Here is a 19,049-nt window from a genome sequence, read left to right on the forward strand (position 1 = left end):
GAATAATTTTTGCTAAATTAGAATTTTACGTTTAAGGAAAAACCATAAACTTTAGTACTTGGGTATTGTGTACGAGATGCGATACCCCTCGCATTATTCGTAGAACCTGAATAATAGCTCGTTTCAGGATCTGCGTAATCTAAATTGTTATCAGCAAACTTCTGGAGAGGATTTCTGGCATATGTTCCAAATGTGATCTCGTCTACACCAAAAGCTTTTGTCTGATCTTTTGGAAGCGTGTATGACAATGAAACCTCTCTTAGTTTAAAAGCCTGACCATCTACAAGCACGTTCTCGCCGTAACTGGAATATTTACCACTGAAATAGCTGATAACACTACTGTAAGTATCTCCTCCAGTTTTAACAGTGGTATTTGGTGTATAGCCACCGTTTCCATCTGGAATTACAGAATTAGGAATGATGTAACCACCATTTTCTCTGTCAACTTCTCCTGACTCATATAATGTTCCACCAAAAGCTAAACCATCAATAACATCAGCGATAAATTTAGCACCATATCTGTAATCTGCAACAGCACTTAGTCGCAATCCTTTGTAAGATATATTGGTATTAAAACTATACGTACTTTTCGGTACTGCACTTCCTGCATTTTCCAGGGTAGCTGTAATCAGCGGGTTTCCTGTTGCTGGATCAATAATGATACGACCAGCAGGATCTCTCTGCATCATCGAAGTTTTAATCAATGGGAAAATGGACCCTTTTTGAGCATAGATACCCCATTTGCTACCGGAAACTAAACTAATTTCATCCACTCCCTCCATGATATCGAGTACGATAGATTCGTTATATGCATAACCTGCATTAAGTTCCCACTTGAAGTCAGCAGATTTAAATGGTGTCAGATTCAGGTTGATTTCCGCACCTTTTGAGCGCATCTTAGCGATATTAATCAGTTTTTGATTGATACCGGAAGCAGAAGATGCAGTCTGTTTAGTAATCAAATCTTTAGTATCCTGCTGATAAACAGATCCATTAAGTCTGATTCGGTCTCTCAAGAAACCAAGATCTAAGTTAACCTCACCTGTGGTAACGAATTCTGGTCGGATGTTTGGATCTGTCTGTACCATTCCGTTTCTGTAGGAGTTCACACCGTTAAGTGGGAAACCAGCTACAAGCTCGGAAGTTCGATTAATTAAATACCAATCGATAACACTGGAGTTCCCTACGCGTGTGTAGTTACCAGAGACTTTTAAATAGTTTAAGATATCGCCACCAAAATCAAAAGCTTTTGTTGGGACGAAGGACAAACCTACAGATGGATAAAAATAGGAGTTGTGTGCTTTCGGAAGTACAGAAGACCATTCATTTCTACCTGTTGCATTTAAAAATAAATAGTTTTTATATGCTAAATCTAAATTCGCGAATACTGCCTGGGAATTTTTTCTGTATGTTCCGTTCGTAAGACTTGTAGAACCCGCAGCCAGTGGCTTGGTTACATTCGTCATTACGTAAACTCCTGGCACCGCTAAGTTGCTTCCACCATTCTGCATTATTTGTAATCTATGCTCCTGGTAGTTATGACCTACGTTTAATTTTAGGTTTAAATCACTGGTTAAATCGTAGTCAAAGTTCAAAAGAATATCACCGTAGTAATCGGTATAATCTCTGTTATCAAGGAATAGCGCTGAAGCGATGCTTTTAACAGAACTTCCGGCAGCACCACTGTACTTTGCAGTACTAAATGCATCCCTGTGTCTCATTGAATTGGTGTTGGTCTGCTGCAGGTTACCAGTATATCGTACGTTAATGTGATCATTGATATCATAGCCTGTACCTAAATTTGCGCTAAAGTAATTTCTTGTATAATCCTCACGCACGTGCTTCATTCTCCAGTATGGATTCTGATAGTAGATATTCCAGGCGAACGCATTGTCCGGATAGTTTTGATAGCTTGTAATCGGGATGTCCGGGGCAGATTGCAGCAAACTCCAATATAGAGCATCATTTGTTGTTTCGTCGTACATCAGTGTAGTTTGGGAAAAGTCGGTACGGATGTAGTTAAACCCTCCATCAAAGGAGAATTTCCCAAGTTTAGTACCTCCTTTAAACAATACAGATGTTTTGTTGGATTTATCACCATCAATAACGAAATCTCTTCTGGTGTTATTTACATTGAATAATGCATACTTTCCTTCGTCGCCGGCATTGATTGTGATTCCGTTGCTGAAAGTTGTACCGGTTTGGAAGAACTTCTTGATTTCGTCCGGGCGTGCGATATAGGCGCCCTGAATAGCGGCCAGGTTATCACCACTGAATTCGTCATCACCCCAACCTATACCGTTCAGGGAAATAGTGCCATCTCCGTTGTAGTCGTACATTGGTAAACCGTAAACAGTTGCACTTCCGTCAAAGGCAGGTCCCCAAGCTCCATTCTCATACTGATCTCTTGCTTTGTCCCAGCCTTGGCCATATTTACTCTGTCTCTTCGGTGTGAAGGCAACAGACTCAAAATCAACAGAGCCGTCGTAGGTTACAGAAAGTTTGTTTTTAGCACCTTTTTTTGTGCTAACAATCACAACTCCGTTTACCCCGTCTGCACCATAAAGGGCCGCACCCTGTGCTCCTTTAATAACGTTGATTGACTCAATGATGTCCGGTGGCAAACTTGCCAAAACTGTAGCGGTAGAAATAACATTATCAATTACGATCAATGCTTCGTTACTACCGGAAATTGTACGCATACCTCTTAACTGAATTGAACTGCTGCTGTTAACAGAGCTGTTATTCAGGTTAATTTGTAAACCTGCTACTTTTCCTGAAAGTGCCTGCACCGCGTTTGGGTTCGAGGCCTGGTTAAGTTCGTCGGCACTTACAACCTGCTGTGCAGAGGTTGTAGCGTCGGCGGTTCTTTTAATACCTAATGCTCCAGTGACAATAACTTCGTCAATGTTTTGCGTTCTGGCGGTATCCCTTTTCTGCGCATTTACCAAAGCAAATGACGAAGTCAAAACTACTGCTAAAACGCTTGTTGTTAGTTTCTTCATATCAAATTAAATTTTTTCATTACCACAAAAGTGCAAACTTTAATTTATATGACCAAACAATTTGTTAAAAAATTCTTAATTGTTTCGTAAATTTGCTGCGGAAAATAAATGAACTTACTGCTTTAATAATGGAAACGATATTATTGAAAAGCTTTTCAAACAGATACCTGGAAGCAGGTTGCGATGAAGTCGGTCGGGGTTGCCTATGTGGACCTGTCGTAGCTGCAGCCGTGATTCTTGATGACAGCTTTAACCAAAATTTGGTTAATGACTCCAAAAAATTAACATTTAAAACCCGCCAAGAGCTTGATGGGTACATTAAAAGCAACGTAAAAGATTACGCCATTGCGGAGCTTTCTGCAGCTTATATTGATGAACACAATATTTTAAATGCCAGCATTCACGCTATGCACCGGGCTTTGGATCAGCTAAAGATGACGCCGGAACTTCTTTTAATTGATGGAAACCGTTTTCATCCCTACAATTTTATTCCCCACGAATGCATTGTAAAAGGTGACGCAAAGATATTATCAATCGCCTGTGCATCAATCCTGGCAAAAAATTACCGGGACCAGTTGATGATCGATCTACATCAAGAGTTTCCGCATTACGGCTGGAACACGAATGTGGGTTACGCAACAAAAGAACACCGCGACGCCCTTGTAAAGTATGGACCAACCATTCATCATCGGCGTTCTTTCCGGCTGGATTATTCAGTTTATGAGGAGGAAATTATTGTAGAAGCCGAAATGTAATTTAACTTAACGCAAAACAAAAACGGATGAAAATTTTCATCCGTTTTTGTTTTTAGATATAATAAGGAGTACCTATTTTTTCTTGCCCTGCTGCTGTACTTTTTGCTGTTCCTGCGCTTTCTCCATCATTTCGCGCATTCTTTTCTGGAATTTACCTTCTTTCTTTGGTTCCTTCTTCTTGTTCGCCTGGATCTGCGCGTGGATCTTTTTCTCATCCAGAATCCAGTATTTGATCACCAGAATAATTAAAATGTTGATCGCGTTCGATACGAAATAATACCATGAAAGTCCGGATGCTGAAGTATTCAAAAAGAAAAGGAAAGTGATCGGGAAGATATACATTAAGACCTTCATGTTTGGCATTCCTGCCTGCGCCGGCTGCTGAATGTTCCCTGAAGTCATAATGGTATAAATTAAAATCACCACCGTACACGCAATTGCAAAAATACTTAAGTGGTCCTGCAGGAACGGGATATGGAACGGCAGTTTGATCACATCATCATAAGCAGTAAGGTCTTTGGCAAACCAGAAACTTTTGCCTCTTAAATCAATCATATTCGGGAAAAAGCGGAAAAGCGCGTAGAAGATTGGGATCTGGAGCACTGCAGGTAAACATCCCGCCATCTGATTTACACCGGCTTTCCGGTATACAGCCATACTTTCCTGCTGTTTTTTCATTGGATCTGCGTCCTTGTATTTCTCATTGACCTCGTCAATTTCCGGACGGATCACCCGCATCATCGCGCTGAGTTTGTGTTGCTTAAACATTACCGGCGAAAGAATGATCTTCACGATGATGGTCATTAAAAAAATCACCCAACCTGCTGCAAGTCCCCAACTTGAGATCAGATTATACATTGGAATAAAGAACCAGCGGTTAAGCGTGCCGATGAATGACCAGCCTAAAGGTAATAACTCATCGAAGTTTTTGTTGTATGATTTAAGGAGCGGCAAATCAAGCGGCATAAAATACCATTTGAAATTCTGATTCAGTTCGCCTCCCGCTAAATCTACCTGTCCGTTAAAATTGAATTTTTTCAGAAACTCACCTTCATCGATCATATCCTGCGACCCATGGGAGTTTTTAAAACCGTGTTGAGGTTCTATTAAAGCAGAAAAAAACTGCTGTTTTACTGCAAGCCAGTTCAGATTTTCATCGGGTTCATCCATTGTGGTCCGGCCGTCATAATCAAAACTTGAATAATTATTAAAAGTATAATTAAATTCTGTGTGCGTCTGTTCCTGGGAACGGCCTTTTTCCATCCCGCGCACCGAATAATCCCAGATGAAGTCAGCTTTCTGATCGGAGACCAGCTGGCCCAATCCCTGGGTTTTTACGTTGAAATCGACCGTATATTTATTTCCGAGATCGTAAATGAACTGAATAACTGCGCCATTAACAGAAGCCTGCATGGTGACACTGTTTCCATTTTGTGTCGGCGTAAAAACCAGGTCTTTGGTATTGAAAACTTTCCCGGTTTTATCCTTGAACTGAAAACCGTACGATGAGTTATTCTTATCAAAGATCAGAAGCTCTTTGTCGTTTACATCGGTTTTTTTATTATAAGCTTTATACTCATTAAGCTGAACAGTAGAGATCTGACCGCCCAAAGTCGAAATGCCGATCGTCAACTCCTTGTTTTTAAGCTGAACCTGCTGAATTGCGGCGGTTTTTACGCTGTCATTCAAATTGGTGACCAGTGCCGGTTTGGTAGCGTTTTGGGCAGAAGGCTGCACAACGGCAGTTTTATTTTGTGCGTCTTTCAGCTGCTGCTCCTGTGCCTGTTTGTTTTGAAAATAAAACATGGCGCCGATCAAGATCATCGAAAACAGTGCGAAACTAATGAGTTGATTTTTATCTAAACCGTTATTTTGCTGCATTATAATTAATTTGATATTTAAATTAAGTGGCTTAAAAAACAAGTATATGCTGCCTCTTAATTTTGGGTGACAAAAATACTTAAATTTTTGGCAATGGAGAATTTTTTAAGGATTTCCTTTTTTAAGCGAAAAAGAGATAAACCTGTGGAAATTATCTCTTTTGCTTTTATTTTTTTGAACACGCTTTGATGAAGGCCTTAAACAAAGGATGCGGCGTGGCTACCGTACTTTTGTATTCGGGGTGATACTGAACGCCGATGTAAAAAGGATGGTCCCTCAACTCAAGCGTTTCCACCAGTTCGGTCTCCGGATTAAAGCCTGTGGGAACCAGACCGTTCTTCTCGAACTCTTCTTTAAACTCCGAATTGAATTCGTAGCGGTGGCGGTGTCTTTCTGAAATATTTTTGGCACCATAAATTTCATAGAGTTTGGAGCCGGCTTTCAGCGTACATTTCCACGCACCTAAACGCATTGTTCCGCCTTTATCGACCACGTTTTTCTGGTCTTCCATTAATGAAATAACCGGCTCCGGTGTCGACGTATCAAATTCCATTGAATTTGCTTTTTTGTAACCGAGTACATTTCTTGCGAATTCTATCGTCATGATCTGCATTCCCAGGCAAATTCCCAAAAGCGGTATTTGGGTTTCGCGGGCAAATTTTGCAGCTGAAATTTTTCCTTCAATTCCGCGGTCGCCAAAACCCGGCGCGATCAGTATGCCATCGACACCGGCAAAAGTCTCTGCGGCATTTGCCTCATCCAGTTCGCCACTGTAAACCCAGCGTACTTTTACCTCGGTTTCCAGATCTGCACCTGCATGGATAAACGCTTCGGCAATGGATTTATAGGAATCCTGAAGAGATACGTACTTTCCAACGAGTGCGATCTCTACTTTTTTCTTTGGGTTTTGGTATTTTTTCAGGAAATTTTTCCAGTCTTTCAGGTCCGCCTGTTTTTCGGCTTTCAAATTAAGTTCGTTCAGCACTACATCATCAAAATTCTGTTTCTGAAGATAAAGCGGAACTTCATAGATCGTCTCCAGATCTTTACATTCGATCACATTTTCCAAAGCTACGTTACAGAACTGGGCCAGTTTTGCGCGCTGCTCTTTCGGTATTTTGTGTTCGGTACGGCAGACCAGAACATCGGCCTGGATCCCGGATTCCATCAGCTGGCGCACAGAATGCTGAGAAGGTTTAGTTTTCAGCTCCCCGCTTGATGCCAAATACGGAAGCAATGTTAAATGAATAACCATGGAGTTCTGTTCGCCGAGCTCCCATTTCAGCTGGCGCACACTTTCTATATAAGGCAAAGATTCAATATCGCCTACAGTGCCTCCGATCTCGGTAATGATAATGTCGAAATTCTGTTTTGCAAGAATTTTTATGCGGCGCTTGATTTCATTCGTAATATGTGGGATCACCTGAACTGTTTTCCCAAGGAAGTCACCTTTGCGCTCCTTTTCAATTACAGTTTGGTAGATCTTACCGGTAGTCACGTTGTTGTTTTGCGAAGTCGCAGAATTCAGGAATCGTTCGTAATGTCCCAGGTCCAGGTCGGTTTCTGCGCCGTCTTCGGTCACATAACATTCGCCGTGTTCATAAGGATTCAGCGTACCGGGATCGATATTGATGTAGGGATCGAGTTTTTGGATGGTGACGTTGAAACCTCTGGATTTCAGCAGTAAGCCGAGTGATGCCGAGACGATTCCTTTGCCTAAAGAAGAAGTTACACCGCCGGTGACGAAGATGTATTTCGTGTTCTTTTTACTCATTAGTTTAGGTTTGGGCAAAGTTAGGTGAAATTGAAAGAGAGGGCAAATAAAGAGCCTGCAATTTTTTTTCAGGAGTCGGGAACCTGCTCTCACTACTCGCTTTTTTGGGCTGCCACCCAAAAAGAGCTCAGGCAGGCCGTTCGATCAGGACTAGGGGCAATCACTGAAATCGAAGGTCCATTATTCCCGAAGTTTCGATTATTTTCAGGAAATTCGCAGTATGGCAAAAGTGAAAACGGCATATTTCTGTCAGAACTGCGGCGCACAATATCCGCAGTGGTTGGGACAGTGCAAAAACTGTGGCGCGTGGAATACGCTGGTAGAAGAAATTGTGGAGAAATCGCCGATTAAAAGTTACATCGACAAATCCAAACAGCACATCATCAACATCATCGAAGTTGAAACGCAGGAAGAACAGCGCATTACAACGCCCTCGGAAGAACTGAACCGCGTGTTGGGCGGCGGTATAGTATTGGGTTCCGTCACGCTGATTGGAGGCGAACCGGGCATAGGAAAATCAACACTGCTGCTTCAGCTGGCTTTAAAGATGAAAAAGAAAATCCTGTATGTGTCCGGTGAGGAAAGTGCCTCGCAGATAAAAATGCGCGCCGACAGACTCACAGAACTTCAAAATCCGAACTGTTTCCTCTTTACCGAAACTTCCGTGGAAAAAATCCTGCACGAAGCCAAAAAGCTGAAACCGGATTTCATGATCATCGATTCTATCCAGACGCTCCAAAGTCAACTTATAGAAAGTTCACCGGGAACCGTTTCGCAGATCCGGGAAACCTCCAACGAGATCATTAAATTTTCAAAGGAAAATAATACACCGACTTTTTTAGTCGGACATATTACCAAAGACGGACAGATCGCCGGCCCAAAAGTTCTGGAGCATATGGTTGATGTCGTGTTGAATTTCGATGGCGACCGAAATCACCTGTTCCGGCTTTTGCGCGCCAGTAAAAACCGCTTTGGGTCCACTGCGGAAATCGGTATTTATGAGATGGTTTCCCAGGGCTTAAAAGAGATAAAAAATCCCTCTGAAATTCTTATCACTAAAAAGTTCGAGGAACTTTCCGGTAATTCTGTTGCCGTTACGCTGGAAGGTAACCGACCGATGTTGATTGAAATTCAGGCGCTGGTAAGTTCAGCCGTATATGGAACACCACAGCGCAGCTGCACGGGTTTCGACTTCAAAAGACTCAATATGCTGTTGGCAGTTCTGGAAAAAAGAGCCGGCTTTCAGTTGGGAGCCAAAGATGTCTTTCTAAATATTACAGGTGGTATAAAAACGGGTGATCCCGCGCTGGATCTCGCTGTAGTTGCATCTATTCTTTCCTCAAATGACGATGTAGCCATTTCCGAACATTTCTGTTTTGCCGGCGAGATTGGGTTGAGTGGCGAGATCCGGCCCATCCCACAAATCGAACAGCGCATTTCGGAAGCAGAAAAGTTAGGTTACGAGAAAATATTCATTTCGAACCTGAATAAAATTCCAAAGAAAAAATTCGGGATTATCGTGGAAGAAGTAAGTAAGATCGAAGATTTTCATGAGAAGCTGTTTTAATATTATGCAGCGCTGTTAGAGCTCCGAGCTCTAACAGCGCTTTAAAAAACTGATGATGAAAAAAGACATTGAACCTTTGGAACTCAACTGCTTCTACCACATTTATAACAAAGGGATAAATGGTGCCCAAATCTTTTTCAGTCACGCAAATTATCTTTATTTTTTAAAATGTGTTTCAGAAAAAACGGCATCGGTGGCGGGTATATACAGTTACTGTTTGCTTCAGGGTCATTTTCATATTTTGATCAAAACAAAAAGTGAGGAAGATATCAGAGCAGTGTTCGCCGAAAAACAAGATGTCAACAAGGTAATAAGTCAGCAGTTTTCAAATGCATTCAACAGCTACTCGCAAGCCATCAACAAACGTTTTGGCAGGACGGGAAAACTTTTTGAGCTTCCATTTCGCAGAAAGAAAATAAAGTCGGAGCAACAACTGATTAAATCTGTTTTACACATTAACAAAAATCCGGCGAAGCACCATGTTACCGAAGATTTTCTAAATTATCCGTACTCTTCTGTTGCTGACATTTTGAGCAGTACAGCCTTAACAGCTGAATACCATGAAGTGATTGCATTGTTTAACGGTGTTGAAAATTTTAAGAAATCCTTGTCTGAATTTCAAACTTAATAATACAGCGCTGTTAGGGCTCGGAGCCCTAACAGCGCTCCCAAAATAACTTCAATGAATTACCTCGCCCATTCCTTTCTTACATTTTCCGATGAGCAGATCGTTGGGCAGTTTCTGGAGGATTTCATTCCCAACAGAGACCGCTTTTCCTATCCCGAGAAAATGCAGCAGGGAATTACTTTGCACCGTGAGATCGATACTTTTACAGATTCGCACCCTGAACTTCGCGAGGCAAAAAAACTTTTCAGTCCTTTGGTCCGTTTGTATTCCGGCGCTTTTGTCGATGTGGCAATGGACTATTTTTTAGCCAATTCCCTGAGCGAAGCAGCTTTGGCGGCGCATACCCAAAAGGTTTATCATGTATTGCGGAAATTCGAAGAATATTTGCCCGAGCGTTTAGGGCGAATGCTGGAAGGGATGGAAAGAGATAACTGGCTGTATAACTACAGGGAAGATTGGGGAATCAAATACTCGGTACAGAATGTATTGAACAAAGCGAAATATCTCGAAAAGGACCTGCCGGTGTTTGATGTTTTTTTACAAAATAAACCGCAGCTTCAAAGGCACTTTAATAAATTTTTTCCCGATTTGCAGGCACATGCTGTGGACGTAAATGCGCGTTTTTAAAAATTTTTATACAGTTATCTGTTTGGATAGTCCAGTTTTTCACTTTGCCTTTTTCCGTTTACAATGATGTGGATGATATTCATCTGGTCATCGAAGAAATTATACAGAAAACTTACGGCGGTTTCCACTTTTTTAGGGCTTTGCACGGGCTCAGATTCAAGGAAGATGTTTACAGATTCATTTTCCTCTTCGTAACCAACGTAATTAACCTTCAGGAAATGACCGTCGGCCTTTAACTTTAAATATTCAAGACAGTATTTGCGCAGGTTTTCATTGATCTGTTTTCTGTATTTTTCTTCGTTGAAGTGAATGGCTGCGCCGTATTTTTCATTTAAAGCATTCTCCAGGTCATCCAAAAAAAACTTACCGGTTATCTGAAAGGTTTTCGATTTTGTATTGTAGTTAAATTCGACAGAACCAACGTGATAGGGATGCAGATCCTTTGCCGGAGAAAAAGCACAAAAGGTTAATAAAAACAGAAGAAAAACTTTTTGCATGGGTCAAAATTAGAAATAATTTTTGTAATATCGCTCGCTTCTAAACAGTAGCAATGCACGATTTTATTTTTTATCTACAGCTGGGTTGGGAGCATATAATCTCCTGGGATGCGCTGGATCATCAGTTATTTGTCTTGGTACTTGTCGCGGTGTATACTTATTATGACTGGCGAAAGATTTTGATTCTGGTCACCGCCTTTACGATTGGTCACTCCATGACTTTGGCGCTGAGCGTGCTCGATGTTTTCCGTCTGCCAGCTGACTGGGTGGAATTCCTCATTCCGCTAACGATTCTACTAACTGCCGCAGATAACATGCTCATGCGCCACAAACAGCAGAGTCTCATGAAACTCAATTTTTATCTTGCGCTAATTTTTGGTTTGATTCACGGGATGGGATTTGCGAATACTGCGAGACTTATGATTGCCAGTGAGCAGGATATATTTGTTCCGCTGCTCGGTTTCAATATCGGGCTGGAGCTTGGTCAGGTGCTTGTAGTGTCGTTAATTTTGGGGATTGAATTTCTTCTTATTAAATTTTTCACAATTAAAAAACTGCACTGGATGGTTTTTGCTTCTGCAATTACACTGCTTATATCGTTGAAACTCTGTCTGGAAAGATTTCCATTTTTTTAAATTAATGCTGCGTACCGTTATCTTTTTTGAATATTTATTTTAATTTTACAGACCTTCCACCATTAAATAATGAAAATGCATTTCAAAAGTTTCGTTTTCTCACTGCTTTTACCGTTAACCGTTTTTGCGCAGAACATTCAGAACAATCCAACAAGCAACCACGGCAATAAGTTCGAGCAGTTGGGTACGATCCTGCCGACGCCGAATATCTACCGCACTGCCTCCGGTGCCCCGGGACAGGGCTATTGGCAAAACAGGGCGGATTATAATATTACTGCATATTTGGATGAGGAAAAGAGAAATCTGCGCGGTTCGGAAACGGTGACCTATTATAACAATTCTCCGGATGACCTGGATTACCTTTGGCTTCAGCTCGATGAAAATGAGCAGTCGACCACAAAGAATGCGGGCTACGACAGTGAATCTTTTTTGCCAAAAGTGACCACCAGTGACCGGTTAAAGGTTACTGATCTTCCCGCCAAAGATAATGGATACGGCGTAAATCTGGAAAAAGTAACAGACGGGGCAGGAAGTCCTTTAAGATATGTCATCAATAAAACCATGATGCGCATCGATTTGCCGAAAATCTTAAAAAAAGGAGAAAAGATCACTTTTAAGATCGACTGGAATTATAATATTCCAAACCGTATTGTAATGGGCGGCCGCGGAGGTTATGAGTTTTTCCCCGAAGACGGTAATGACCTTTATACAATTACGCAGTGGTATCCGAGAATGTGCGTGTACAGCGATTTCAAAGGTTGGCAAAATAATCAGTTTACCGGCCGCGGCGAATTTGCACTCGTCTTTGGTAATTTTAATGTCTCTATGAATGTTCCTGCAGATCACATTGTAGCCGGAACGGGCGTGGGTAAAAACTATGACGAAGTGTTGACTTCCGCCCAGCTCGCAAGATGGAAGCAGGCACAGAGTTCGAATGAACCGATTGAAATTGTTACTCTGGAGGAAGCTAAGAAAGCAGAAAAAAATAAGTCCAAAGAAAGGAAGATCTGGAAATTCGAAGCTGAGAATGTACGTGATTTCGCCTGGACGTCTTCCCGTAAATTTATTTGGGACGGCATGAAAGTGACGATTCCCGAAAACAACAATCAGGTGATGGCAATGAGCTTATATCCGAAAGAAGCGTACGGTTTGTACCGCAAGTTTTCCACGCCTGCGGTTGCTCATACCATTAAGACATATTCCGAGTTCAGCATTCCGTATCCTTATCCTGTCGCACAGTCCATCGAAGCTGCAAACGGAATGGAATATCCGATGATCTGTTTCAATTACGGCAGAACCGAAAAAGACGGCACCTATTCTGAAGGCATTAAAAATGGAATGATCGGTGTGATCATTCATGAAGTAGGACATAACTTTTTTCCAATGATCGTGAATTCCGACGAAAGACAATGGTCCTGGATGGATGAAGGTTTAAATACTTTTTTAGAATATCTGACCGAACAGAAGTGGGACAATAAGTTCCCGTCCCGCCGTGGTCCGGCCTACGAAATCGTGGATTATATGAAGTTGCCGAAAGATCAGTTGGAGCCGATCATGACCAATTCTGAAAATATTGTGCAGTTTGGACCGAACGCCTACTCAAAACCGGCTACCGGACTTAATATCTTGCGTGAAACAATCATGGGACGCGAACTTTTCGACAAAGCCTTTAAAACGTATGCAAAAAGATGGGCATTCAAACATCCCGAACCTGCAGATTTCTTTCGTACGATGAATGATGCCAGTGCCGAGAATCTCGATTGGTTTTGGCGCGGCTGGTTTTACGGTATTGAGCCTGTAGATATTGCCATTGACAAAGTTACTTTAGCAACGCCGGATTTGGAAGGCACTCCAAAGGCGCGCGAAATAACGTATACTGTCGATAAACCTTTGCAAAGTGATTTTGATGATATTTCGAAGATCAGAAACCGCGCAGACAGGAGCATTACTTTTTACACGGATTCCGATAAAGAAACTCAGGATTTCTACTGGCGTTATAACCGCGGTATGGAAAAGGTGGATCAGGCAAAAACCTACTCTTTAAAAGAAGATAACCTGGAAAAAGTATCCGCAAAAGAAAAAGCAAACCTTGGGAAGATCTACGCTTATCAGATTGATTTCAGCAACAAAGGTGGTCTGGTCATGCCGATTATTCTGGAATTTACCTTCGAAGACGGAACGAAAGCAAACGATAAATCCTCAGCCCAGATCTGGAGAAAAAATGAGCAGAAAGTTTCTAAAACGTACTACTTTAGTAAAAAACTGAAATCAATTCAACTCGACCCCATGCGCGAAACTGCTGATATTGATACGTCCAATAATTTCTGGGGCGACATCGCGGAGCCTACTTCAAAGTTTGAAGTCTTTAAGCAAAAAAAAGAAGGAGCCGTACGCGGAGCTTCGAACGGAAAAATAAATCCAATGCAGGCAGTGGGGAAAAAATAAAAAAAGTTTGGGTATAAAAAAAGCTGTTTCAATTCGAAACAGCTTTTTTGTATTACGTTTCTACTTCCAGAAAAACCATTCTTTACCGTTGTAAATGCACATCAGTTTGGCGCTCGGGTCATAACACATCATTCCCGCGACAGGGGATTTTACATTGGCCACAGGGTTGGTGATCTGTGGCAGAATCAGTGCTTTGTCAGGTGCCTCTAAAACCAGCGCGCCGTCAGCTGTAGTAGTTTGATCACCGAATACCACTTTAGCATTATTATAATCCGTGCCGGCAAGTAGAGTTGGTGCAATACCCGGTTTGTCTGTAAGCTCCTTCCAGAAACCATCATTGTAAAGCACTTTCGAAGTATCCAGATCGAACACTATAGTTCCCGGTGTTACATTAGTCATGGTTGAACTTTTAGTCACGTTCGGCAGAATAATGCCTTTGGTCGTACCAGTAGCAAAATCAAGAATGCCACTTCCTGACACGGTAGTTTTACCGATAGAAATCTGTCCGTAGGCCAAATTTGCCAGCAGTATTAAAATTATTTTTTTCATCGTAATTGTGTTTAGTCGTTACAAACTTGCTTAATGCATTTCCAGCCGCTACCGTCATACATTTTCAGACAGTCGTCATCGGTATCGTAAACCAACATGCCGGGTACAGGATTCAGAATTGATGTTTCCGGACTCAACATGCGGGTTACCACAAAACCTTTAGTATTCGATTCTATTGTCATAAATCCGTTCGGCACGTCCTTCGGCCAGTTTGCTGTGGTTCGCTTGTCACGGATACTGATACCAAAATCTGTATATGAATCAGGTGTGCCTGTAGCGCCGGGTTTCGAGCACGGACAGTCGTCACTTACCAGTGTATTCGAGCGAACCGTACAATCACCCGGGAAGGTTACGATCACATAATAGGAGGCACTTGCCGGATCGGTAGTTAAATTTAGCGTGTACGAGTTGGAGGTTGCCCCCGATATAGCGACATTATTCCGGTACCACTGGTAAGTTCCCAGATTCGCTGGTATACTCATAGTTGTTTTACCCAGACAAGGGTAAGGATAAGACGTATTAAGGGAGATGGTATAAATAGGAGTTTCGCCAAATCCGGAATAATATCCGCCATAACCCGCATCGTTGTCTGCACCGAAAATTTCTGCCTGAATAGTTCCTGCTGAGGTAACCTTTACATCGCCGTTATTGGTGATAGGAAAGCGATAAGATACCCAGTTTGAATTTCCTGCCACCGCGTTACCGGTTGCCGGCGAAGTCGTAGCAACCGGTGCTCCGTTTAATGTGACCACGGGTTTATTCGCTGTGCCGGGAACTGCAAGTACAGCAAGTTCGGTATCGGTGTAGGCGGTGTTACCAATTCGGCGCGCATCGGGAATAATATCAACCACTTTTTGGCCGAAGCAGGACAAAGGCGGAATAAACATTAAGCTGTTCGTATTGTCACGGTCACTGCCGAATATTTTATGAAAAACATATGCAGGATTTGAGACCAGTATGCGCATATTACCACCGCTGTTAAAATTTGAACTGGGGATCAGTACATAATCTCCGGCGGCAGCCAGTGTAACAAAAGGCGACCCGCTGCTGTTCAGATAAACATCTGTATTGCTTTCAGTGGCGATGACAATCACTTTTTCCCGTGTTTTGCCGTTCCCCTTCATAATCACGTGCTCCAGACCAAGTTTGTTTATGGGCACCAACTGGTCTAGGCCAATGTCCCTGTTATCACTGCTGCTTCCCTGCTGCAGCAGACCGCCGACCACCGTTGTGATATCCTTATTAGACAAAACTTTTGCTCCCAACCAACCTGTATCCTGTATGGATGTTTGATTATAAACTACCGGTGCATATAGAATGAATGATTGGCCTTTCTGAAGTATCTTCGTAATACTTGGCCCCGTCAGGGTAGTTCCGCCGGACCCATTGATAAACTTTGTCCCACTCTTTATATTTGAAATAATAACAGTGGTATTATCCTCGCTCGCCATTACAGAAAGCATATTGCCCGTTTCCCTAATGGTGGTACTGTATTCTACAGGAGAACCGCCCCAGCGGAATTCTTTACCCAGTGCCGTCGTTCCCTTCGCAAGAACAGAACCGGCCTGTGGCGTGCTCCTGGCCCGATAGTTTACATAAAAAGTGTCATTAGAAGTAAAAACCAGACCTTCTGCCGTACCTGAAATTATAGTGCCCGCTTTCTCAAGAGGAATGGTAGTTGGCGTGTTCCCCGGTGCGATCACCTGACCGGAACTGTCAACGAATTGAAGGCGAAGCGGATTGGCGTTATTAAATGTGAGGGAACCATTGGTGACAATAGTTGCGGCGCCGCCGTTCAGATTTTTTACAGACACCCGCGGAGAACCTGAACCCGCAGGAAAATCCATTTGCACCGTGATATTAGAGACGGATGGAGTCGAAAGATAAATATATTCCTCGGTGACTGTAACATTAGTGTATGCGCCGACTACAATTGGATTGAGGTAATGCTTTTTGTCGAGCTGCAGATTTCCTGCATAATTTTTCACTACCAGCGAATTTTGGCCGTGACCGGATTCGAGGATCCAGTCACCATCTTTACCGGTAACATTTGTAGAGGCGGAAACTTCCACACCTAAATTTTTTCGGAGGTATTGAACAGCGGCCTCACCTTTCGCGCCCTGCGCAAAACTACAACCGTAGATGTACAATTCGGTTTTGCCCTTTAAATTTTCACGAAAATGTGCGGCAATCTTTGGCGCATCCATCCACTCGTTATTCACGTAAAGTTCGCCGGGACGGCCGTGACTGAAGAGATGGAAGGTTTGGGGATTAATAATTTTGTCAGAAACCGACAAATTGGTTAGGCTGGCATCCACATACACGCTGGTGTGGCCTGGGCTTTTGCCGAACAGAAAAGCATGGCAAAATATTGCCAAAAGAAAGACTAGATTTTTTTTCATCGTTGTGTGTTTTGTGTACACAAACAGACGCAACTAGTCTTGAAAAGCCTGCCATAATTTCTTACGGTCGCTTTTTAAGTGCCAATATTTCATCATAATTTGTGTGGCACAAAAATAGTAAATTCCCTGCTATAAAAAAAAATATAATAAATATGTCAGTACAATTCAAACCCTTAGCAGACAGAGTTCTTATCGAACCGAATGCTGCCGAAACTACCACCGCTTCCGGAATCATTATTCCCGACACTGCAAAAGAGAAACCTCAGGAAGGAACTGTAGTAGCAGTGGGCCCCGGAAAAAAAGATGAGCCAACAACTGTAAAAGTTGGCGACAAAGTCCTTTATGGCAAATATTCAGGTTCTGAATTGAAGTTGGAAGGTAAAGATTACCTGATTGTAAAAGAAGCCGACCTGCTCGGGATTATCGGATAAAAATAAAAGTTTTAAATTTTAATTACTAAAATCAGAACGCTGTACTACGTGCAGTTTTCATTTAATAAAGACAAAAACAATGGCAAAAGAAATAAAATTTGATGTAGAATCAAGAGACGCTTTGAAAAGAGGTGTTGATGCTTTGGCAAATGCAGTTAAAGTAACACTGGGACCAAAAGGTAGATTCGTAGTAATCGAAAAATCTTTCGGTGCACCACATGTCACAAAAGATGGCGTTTCCGTGGCAAAAGAAATCGAGCTCGAAGACCGCGTAGAGAATATGGGTGCTCAGATGGTAAAAGAAGTAGCTTCTAAAACCAACGATATCGCCGGTGACGGAACAACTACTGCAACCGTTCTTGCGCAGGCAATCGTGCGCGAAGGTTTGAAAAACGTAGCTGCAGGCGCCAATCCAATGGATCTGAAAAGAGGGATCGACAAAGCAGTTCTTGCAGTTGTTGAAAACCTTAAATCCCAGTCTCAGACCGTGGGCGATTCATCAGAAAAAATAAAGCAGGTAGCTTCAATTTCTGCCAATAACGAAGATGCCATCGGAACACTGATCGCCGAAGCTTTCGGAAAAGTGGGTAAAGAAGGTGTAATTACTGTTGAAGAAGCGAAAGGAACCGATACTACTGTTGATGTGGTAGAAGGAATGCAGTTCGACAGAGGTTACCAGTCACCTTATTTCGTAACCAATCCCGAAAAAATGGTCGCTGAGCTTGAGAATCCGTACATCCTTTTGGTAGAAAAGAAAATCTCTTCAATGAAAGATTTGCTTCCGGTTCTGGAGCCGGTTGCTCAGGCAGGAAAATCCCTGTTGATCATCTGCGAAGAAGTAGAAGGCGAAGCTTTGGCAACTTTAGTAGTGAACAAATTAAGAGGTTCGCTGAAAATTGCTGCGGTGAAAGCTCCGGGCTTCGGCGACAGAAGAAAAGCAATGTTAGAGGATATTGCAATTCTTACAGGCGGAACTGTGATTTCTGAAGAAAGAGGTTTCACTATGGAGAATGCAACATTAGAAATGCTTGGAACAGCAGAAAAAGTGGTGATCGACAAAGACAATACTACTTTGGTAAACGGCGGTGGTGATGAAGCACAGATCAAAGGCAGAGTAAGCCAGATCAAAGCGCAGATGGAATCTACAACTTCCGACTACGATAAAGAAAAACTTCAGGAAAGACTTGCAAAATTAGCAGGTGGAGTAGCGGTACTTTATGTAGGTGCAGCCTCTGAAGTAGAAATGAAAGAGAAAAAAGACCGTGTTGATGATGCGCTTCATGCAACCCGCGCAGCTGTAGAAGAAGGAATTGTTGCCGGTGGAGGTGTTGCCTTGGTTAGAGCGATTTCAGTGCTTAATTTCGATGGCCTTAATGCTGACGAAAGTACGGGTGTAAGAATCGTGAAAAGAGCGATTGAAGAGCCATTGCGACAGATCGTAGAAAACGCTGGTGGCGAAGGCTCAGTAGTCGTTGCGAAAGTAACTGACGGTAATGATGACTTTGGTTTCAACGCCAAAACTGAAGAATATGTAAACATGTTCGAAGCTGGAATCATCGACCCTACAAAGGTGGTGCGCGTGGCGCTCGAAAATGCAGCTTCCGTTGCAGGTATGCTTTTAACAACAGAATGTGTGATCACAGAAGTAAAAAAAGACGAGCCCGCAATGCCAATGGGCGGCGGAATGCCCGGAATGATGTAAATTCTTCAGATAAATAAATTCAATTAATCCGTTCAGTTTTTCTGAGCGGGTTTTTTTGTTTTGGAGCAGCAAAAGTGTGCAGTCCCGAAGGGTTCGCCGGCTATCCGCTGTATCCGCCGCGCTGCGTCGGGATGCCGCTTCTATCCGGGCT

At 42.5% G+C, this 19,049-nt stretch carries 14 protein-coding genes; 8 read left to right on the top strand and 6 right to left on the bottom strand.

Annotated elements, in window-relative coordinates; genetic code table 11:
- Positions 1-17: 17 nt before the first annotated feature.
- On the bottom strand, positions 18-3,005 hold the full coding sequence (locus tag H562_RS0102785) for a SusC/RagA family TonB-linked outer membrane protein (protein WP_027376119.1): 2,988 nt from the start codon (positions 3,003-3,005) through the stop codon (positions 18-20).
- 128 nt (positions 3,006-3,133) lie between these two features.
- Between H562_RS0102785 and H562_RS14550 the strand changes: the two genes are divergently transcribed.
- Complete coding sequence (locus tag H562_RS14550; RefSeq protein ID WP_034690479.1) at positions 3,134-3,760, top strand: ribonuclease HII; 627 nt, start codon at positions 3,134-3,136, stop codon at positions 3,758-3,760.
- A gap of 72 nt (positions 3,761-3,832) precedes the next feature.
- Here H562_RS14550 and yidC read toward each other — a convergent pair whose 3' ends face one another.
- Together yidC and H562_RS0102805 are read right to left on the bottom strand one after the other, a co-directional pair.
- Positions 3,833-5,641: a membrane protein insertase YidC gene (yidC, locus tag H562_RS0102795; protein WP_027376120.1), complete on the bottom strand. Its 1,809-nt coding sequence runs from the start codon at positions 5,639-5,641 to the stop codon at positions 3,833-3,835.
- 166 nt (positions 5,642-5,807) lie between these two features.
- On the bottom strand, positions 5,808-7,415 hold the full coding sequence (locus H562_RS0102805) for a CTP synthase (RefSeq protein WP_027376121.1): 1,608 nt from the start codon (positions 7,413-7,415) through the stop codon (positions 5,808-5,810).
- A gap of 220 nt (positions 7,416-7,635) precedes the next feature.
- Here H562_RS0102805 and radA point away from each other — a divergent pair, with 220 nt between their 5' ends.
- From radA to H562_RS0102820, 3 genes are all read left to right on the top strand, one after another.
- Complete coding sequence (gene radA / locus H562_RS0102810; protein WP_027376122.1) at positions 7,636-8,982, top strand: DNA repair protein RadA; 1,347 nt, start codon at positions 7,636-7,638, stop codon at positions 8,980-8,982.
- Positions 8,983-9,223: 241 nt separating this feature from the next.
- Entirely contained in the window at positions 9,224-9,610 is a 387-nt protein-coding gene (locus H562_RS0102815) for a hypothetical protein (protein ID WP_156831952.1), read from the top strand.
- Between the two features lie 54 nt (positions 9,611-9,664).
- Entirely contained in the window at positions 9,665-10,237 is a 573-nt protein-coding gene (locus H562_RS0102820; RefSeq protein WP_027376124.1) for an acyl carrier protein phosphodiesterase, read from the top strand.
- A gap of 14 nt (positions 10,238-10,251) precedes the next feature.
- Here H562_RS0102820 and H562_RS0102825 read toward each other — a convergent pair whose 3' ends face one another.
- Entirely contained in the window at positions 10,252-10,734 is a 483-nt protein-coding gene (locus tag H562_RS0102825) for a DUF6702 family protein (protein ID WP_027376125.1), read from the bottom strand.
- A 53-nt stretch (positions 10,735-10,787) separates the two neighbouring features.
- Here H562_RS0102825 and H562_RS0102830 point away from each other — a divergent pair, with 53 nt between their 5' ends.
- Entirely contained in the window at positions 10,788-11,369 is a 582-nt protein-coding gene (locus H562_RS0102830; RefSeq protein WP_027376126.1) for a HupE/UreJ family protein, read from the top strand.
- Between the two features lie 75 nt (positions 11,370-11,444).
- Positions 11,445-13,814: a M1 family metallopeptidase gene (locus tag H562_RS0102835; protein ID WP_027376127.1), complete on the top strand. Its 2,370-nt coding sequence runs from the start codon at positions 11,445-11,447 to the stop codon at positions 13,812-13,814.
- Between the two features lie 60 nt (positions 13,815-13,874).
- Here H562_RS0102835 and H562_RS0102840 read toward each other — a convergent pair whose 3' ends face one another.
- Positions 13,875-14,363 carry a hypothetical protein gene (locus H562_RS0102840; protein WP_027376128.1) on the bottom strand — a complete coding sequence of 163 codons (489 nt, stop codon included), beginning with the start codon at positions 14,361-14,363 and terminating at the stop codon, positions 13,875-13,877.
- Between the two features lie 11 nt (positions 14,364-14,374).
- Positions 14,375-16,765: a DUF4347 domain-containing protein gene (locus tag H562_RS0102845; protein WP_027376129.1), complete on the bottom strand. Its 2,391-nt coding sequence runs from the start codon at positions 16,763-16,765 to the stop codon at positions 14,375-14,377.
- 152 nt (positions 16,766-16,917) lie between these two features.
- On the opposite strand from H562_RS0102845, the gene H562_RS0102850 reads away from it, so the two are divergent.
- Both H562_RS0102850 and groL read left to right on the top strand, forming a co-directional pair.
- Entirely contained in the window at positions 16,918-17,196 is a 279-nt protein-coding gene (locus H562_RS0102850) for a co-chaperone GroES (protein ID WP_027376130.1), read from the top strand.
- 79 nt (positions 17,197-17,275) lie between these two features.
- Positions 17,276-18,898, top strand: a complete 1,623-nt coding sequence (gene groL / locus H562_RS0102855) for a chaperonin GroEL (RefSeq protein ID WP_027376131.1) — start codon at positions 17,276-17,278, stop codon at positions 18,896-18,898.
- The last annotated feature ends 151 nt before the right edge of the window (positions 18,899-19,049 follow it).

This window comes from Kaistella palustris DSM 21579 (assembly GCF_000422265.1).
GTDB classification, from domain to species: domain Bacteria; phylum Bacteroidota; class Bacteroidia; order Flavobacteriales; family Weeksellaceae; genus Kaistella; species Kaistella palustris.